Genomic DNA, 4,941 nt, shown 5'->3' with positions numbered 1-4,941 from the left:
GCCCTCGCCACCGCGCTCGCCCTCACCGCCCTCGGCATCGCCGCCCCCGGTTCGGCGCGCGCCGACGAGCAGTACTTCCCGCTCCAGAGCTATCGCGTCGGCCCCTATGCCGCCGGCGGCACCGGCTTCTTCGGCGGCTTCATCGACTACCTCAACCTCATCAACACGCGTGACGGCGGCGTGAACGGCGTCAAGCTCACCTGGTCGGAGGGCGAGACGCAGTACGAGGTGGAGAAGGGCGTCGAAGTCTACGAGCGCCTGAAGAACGAGCCGAACATCGCCGCCTGGAACCCGCTCTCAGTCGGCATCGCCTACGCGATGATCGACCGGATCACGCAGGACAAGGTGCCGCTCGTCACCATCAACCACGGCCGGACCGACAGCACCGACGGCCGCGTGTTCCCCTACGTGTTCCCGCTTCTCCTCAACCCCTACAGCGAGACGTCGGGCATCGTGAACTACATCGCCTCCAAGGAGGGCGGGCTCGACAAGCTGAAGGGCAAGAAGATCGCCGTCCTCTACCACGGCTCGCCCTATGGCAAGGAGACGATCCCGATCTACGAGCTGCTCGCCGAGAAGTACGGCTTCACGCTGACGCAGATCGAGGTGCCCCACCCGGGCAACGAGCAGCAGGCGCAGTGGCTGACGATCCGGCGCGCCAAGCCGAACTACGTCGTCCTGCGCGGCTGGGGCGTGATGAACCCGGTGGCGCTCAAGACCGCGCAGAAGACCGGCTTCCCCGTCGACCACATCGTCGGCAATGTCTGGTCGAACTCGGAGGAGGACGTGAAGCCGGCGGGCGACGCCGCCAAGGGCTACACCGCGATCACCACGCAGGCCTCGGGCAACAGCTACCCCGTGGTGCAGGAGATCGTGCGCACGCTCTACGACAAGGGCCAAGGGAACCTCGCCGACAAGGAGCGTATCGGCTCGGTCTACCACAACCTCGGCATCGTCAATGGCATCCTCAACGTCGAGGCCATCCGCATCGCTCAAGGCAAGTTCGGCCAGCGCACGCTGACGGGCGACGAGGTGCGCTGGGGCTTCGAGCACCTGCAGCTCGATCCCGCCCGCGTCGAGGCGCTGGGCGCCAAGGACCTCTTCCACTCGATCGACGTCACCTGGGACAACCACGAGGGCGACGGCTACGTGACCTTCCAGCAGTGGGACGGCGCCAGGTGGAACGTCGTCTCCGACTGGATCGCGCCGGACTGGGCGCTGCTCCGCCCGATCATCGAGAAGTCCGCCGAAGCCTACGCCGCCGAGAAAGGCATCAAGCTGCGCACCGCCGCCGACGCCGAGACCGTGGCGAGCGGCAAGCAGGCGGCCGCGCAGTAGCGCGGCGCAGGGCGCCGCACCGCCCGCGGCTCCCCCTTTTCTCGAACCACCGGAGGCTCGCATGTCCGCTGCCGCACCGCCGATCCTCGCGCTCAAGGCGGTCCACGCCGTCTACGACGCGTCGATCCTCGCCCTCTCCGGCGTGTCGCTCACCGTCGGACACGGCGAGATCGTCGCGATCCTGGGCTCGAACGGGGCCGGCAAGTCGACCATCCTGAAGGCGGTCTCGCGCCTCCTGAAGGCCGAGCGCGGGCGGCTGACGCAGGGGCGCGTCCTCTTCGAAGGCGAGGACACCGCGTCGCTTTCGCCGGGCGATCTCGTGCGACGCGGCCTCGTGCCGGTGCTGGAAGGGCGCCACTGCTTCAAGTCGCTCACCGTCGAGGAGAACCTCGTGACCGGCGCGATCGGCCGCGGGTCCTCGCGGAACGAGACGGCCGAGGATCTCGCCCGCGTCTATGCGACCTTCCCGCGCCTTGCCGAAAAGCGCCGCCTCGCCGCCGGGCTCGTGTCGGGCGGCGAGCAGCAGATGGTGGCGATCGGCCGCGCCCTGATGGGGCGCCCCCGCCTCCTCGTCCTCGACGAGCCGTCGATGGGTCTGGCGCCCAAGGTCGTCGAGACGATCTTCGACGCGCTCACCGAGCTCAACCGCCGCGACGGGCTGTCGATCCTCGTCGCGGAGCAGAACTCCGCGGTCGCGCTGCGCCACGCCGACCGAGCGGTCGTCATCGAGCACGGCGCATCCGTCCTCACCGGCACCGCCGCCGAGCTTCGCGCCCGCGACGACATCCGCGCCTTCTATCTCGGCCTCGGGTCTGCCGCCCCGGCCGCTGCATCCCACCCATGATTTTGCAATATAAGGAGCCGTTCCATGACGATCGCCGGACAGAAGATCGAAGCCGCCGGGTCCGCCGTTCCGGGCGTGCCGCGCCCGACGACGCCCGCCCACATCATCCGGGACGATGCGGAGGCCATCGCGGTCGCCCACGCGATCGCCGAGCGCATCCGCCCCGGCGCCGCCCGGCGCGACGCCGAGCGCATCTGGCCGGTCGAGGAGCTCGACGCCTATTCGCAGTTCGGCCTCTGGTCGATCAACGTGCCAAAGGCCTTCGGCGGTCCCGAGGTCTCCTACGCGACGCTCGCCAAGGTGATCGAGATCGTCTCGGCCGCCGACCCCTCGATCGGCCAGATCACGCAGAACCATCTCGGCGTCGTGGCCGCGATCCGAACCGTCTCGGACGAGGCGCAGAAGGCGCTCCTCTTTGCCGAGGTGCTGAAGGGCGTGCGCTTCGGCAACGCCTTCTCCGAGTTCGGCTCCAAGCGCGCGGCCGACTTCGAGACGGGCTTCGTCGACGCGGGCGACCATGTCGTCGTGACGGGGCGCAAGTTCTATTCGAGCGGCGCCCTCCTCGCCCACCTCGTGCCGATCGTCGCGCTCGATGAGGAGGGCCGCGCCTGGTACGCCATCGCCGACCGCAATGCCGAAGGTCTCACCGTGATCGACGACTGGTCCGCCTTCGGCCAGCGCACCACCTTGTCGGGCACCGTCATCCTCGACGGGGTGAAGGTGCCGAAGACCCATCTCGTGCCGGGCTACAAGGGCTACGAGGTGCCGACGGCGGACGGCGCGATCTTCCAGATCATCCAGGTCGCCGTGGACACCGGCATCGCGCGTGCCGCGATCGAGGACACGATCGACTTCGTGAGGACGAAGTCGCGCGCCTGGGTCGATTCCGGGCTGGAGCGCGCCTCCGACGATCCCTACACGATCCAGGCCGTCGGCTCTCTGACCGTGCGCCTCCACGCCGCGCAGGCGCTGCAGGACCTGGCCGGCCACGCAGTGGACCGCGCGGTCGCGAACCCGACCGCCGAAAGCGTGGCGGCTGCTCAAGTAGCGACGGCCGAGGCCAAGATCCTGTCGACCGAGATCGCGATCGAGGCGACGAACAAGCTGTTCGAACTCGCCGGCACGCGCTCGACGCTCGCCGAGCACGGCCTCGACCGCCACTGGCGCAATGCCCGCACCCACACGCTGCACGATCCGGTGCGCTGGAAATACGCGATCGTCGGCCAGCATGCGCTGAACGGCGTGAACCCGCCGCTCCACGCCTGGAGCTGATCGTCTCCCGTTCGAAGGATTGTCCCATGTCGGAACACAGCTATAAGCTCGTCGAAGTGGTCGGCTCCTCGCCGGTCTCGATCGAGGATGCGATCTCGAACGCGATCGGCGACGCCTCCCGGTCGCTGCGGCACATCCGCTGGTTCGAGGTCGTCGAGACCCGCGGCCATGTCGAGGACGGAAAGGTCGCCCATTACCAGGTGACGCTGAAGATCGGTTTCACCCTCGAGAGCTGACGGCGCCAAGGCCCGCCGTCACAGCCATCCAACGGAGCGTTCCATGCCCGAATCCCGCTTCGCCTTCGTCAAGGCGCAGTGGCACGCCGACATCGTCGACCGTGCGCTTCTCGGCTTCACCGAGATCATCCCGTCCACCCAGGTCGACGTCTTCGACGTCCCCGGCGCCTTCGAACTGCCGCTGATGGCGCGCGATCTCGCCGCGACCGGCCGCTACGACGCGGTCGCGGCGGCCGCGCTCGTCGTCGACGGCGGCATATACCGCCACGACTTCGTGGCGCAGGCGGTCGTCGAAGGGCTGATGCGCGCGGGGCTCGACACCGGCGTGCCGGTGATGTCCGTCTCGCTGACGCCGCACCACTACCAGGAAACCGACCACCACCGCGGCATCTTCCAGGCGCATTTCGTCGAGAAGGGCCGAGAGGCGGCGCGGGCGGCGCTCGCGATCGTCGCGCAGCGTCGGCGCCTTGCCGCCCCGCCGCGCGACGTCGCCCCCTTGCGCGAGGTGAGCCGCTAGACGCTTGCGGCCGGGCGCCCCGCCAGTTGCACGGGCGCCCGGCATCGCTACATCCGGTCCGGCAACGACGCCGCGAACCTTCAAGGACGACTTTGATGAGCGACCCCGCCGCGACCGAATTTACCGCCTGGCGCGAGCGGCGGCTCGCCGATCTGGCGAGGCCCGACGGCTGGCTCAACATCATCGGCCGCTATCCGCTGGAGAACGGCGCCTTCCGCGTCGGAGCAGCGCCAGGCAATGACATCGTGCTGCCGACCGGCCCCGCCGAGGTCGGCACGCTGACGCAGGACGAAGCGGGCGTGCGCTTCCAGGCGGCGGGCTCCGACGAGGAACAGCGTCTTGCGCTGTCGAAGTCGGCGCCGCCGCGGTTTTCAAGCGGCAACCTCCTTCTCGAGGTCACGACGCTGAACGGGGAGAACGCGCTTCGCGTGCGCGACACGACACCGCTCGGAGGCGAGCGTCTGCCGCATCTGACGGCCTTCCCCTATGACCCGTCCTGGCGGATCGTCGCCCGGTGGGAGCGGCTCGACGCGCCGCATTCGGTCGAGATCGACACGAGCCGCAGCATCCGCACCGAGGTCGAGGCGACCCACCGCGCCGTGTTCGGGCGGGAGGGACAGCGATACGAGCTTCTGGCCACGCACGGCACGCCCGAGCGCCCGCAGTTCGTCTTCCGCGACGCGACGGCGAGGACCGGCGAGACCTATCCCGCCGCGCGCTTCCTGTTCGGCGAG

6 protein-coding genes are annotated in these 4,941 nt (G+C 69.2%); all 6 read left to right on the top strand.

The annotated features are described in order from the left end of the window. Nucleotides 1–1,338 (top strand): ABC transporter substrate-binding protein (locus tag QZ753_RS17845; protein ID WP_294645598.1); only part of this gene is annotated, 1,338 nt, incomplete at its 5' end. 61 nt (nucleotides 1,339–1,399) lie between these two features. After that, on the top strand, nucleotides 1,400–2,182 hold the full coding sequence (locus QZ753_RS17840) for an ABC transporter ATP-binding protein (protein ID WP_294645596.1): 783 nt from the start codon (nucleotides 1,400–1,402) through the stop codon (nucleotides 2,180–2,182). A 24-nt stretch (nucleotides 2,183–2,206) separates the two neighbouring features. Continuing rightward, the gene (locus QZ753_RS17835; protein ID WP_294645594.1) at nucleotides 2,207–3,454 is read left to right on the top strand and encodes an SfnB family sulfur acquisition oxidoreductase; all 1,248 of its coding nucleotides are present in this window, start codon (nucleotides 2,207–2,209) and stop codon (nucleotides 3,452–3,454) included. Between the two features lie 26 nt (nucleotides 3,455–3,480). After that, nucleotides 3,481–3,690 (top strand): dodecin, encoded by a 210-nt coding sequence (locus QZ753_RS17830; protein ID WP_055888766.1) that lies wholly within the window; start codon nucleotides 3,481–3,483, stop codon nucleotides 3,688–3,690. Between the two features lie 43 nt (nucleotides 3,691–3,733). Next, nucleotides 3,734–4,207 (top strand): 6,7-dimethyl-8-ribityllumazine synthase, encoded by a 474-nt coding sequence (locus QZ753_RS17825; protein ID WP_294645590.1) that lies wholly within the window; start codon nucleotides 3,734–3,736, stop codon nucleotides 4,205–4,207. Between the two features lie 95 nt (nucleotides 4,208–4,302). Next, on the top strand, nucleotides 4,303–4,941 hold a 639-nt coding region (locus tag QZ753_RS17820), incomplete at its 3' end, for a DUF1684 domain-containing protein (RefSeq protein ID WP_294645589.1).

This window comes from uncultured Aureimonas sp. (genome assembly GCF_913775355.1).
In the GTDB taxonomy this organism is placed as follows: Bacteria; Pseudomonadota; Alphaproteobacteria; order Rhizobiales; family Rhizobiaceae; genus Aureimonas.
Note: the sequence above shows the minus strand (reverse complement) of the source record. Positions and strands in the feature narration are given on the sequence as shown.

Excerpts from the sequence above, each read along its gene's own strand:
- QZ753_RS17840 (WP_294645596.1), top strand. The coding sequence starts at position 1,400 with ATGTCCGCTGCCGCACCGCCGATCCTCGCGCTCAAGGCGGTCCACGCC.
- QZ753_RS17835 (WP_294645594.1), top strand. The coding sequence starts at position 2,207 with ATGACGATCGCCGGACAGAAGATCGAAGCCGCCGGGTCCGCCGTTCCG.
- QZ753_RS17830 (WP_055888766.1), top strand. The coding sequence starts at position 3,481 with ATGTCGGAACACAGCTATAAGCTCGTCGAAGTGGTCGGCTCCTCGCCG.
- QZ753_RS17825 (WP_294645590.1), top strand. The coding sequence starts at position 3,734 with ATGCCCGAATCCCGCTTCGCCTTCGTCAAGGCGCAGTGGCACGCCGAC.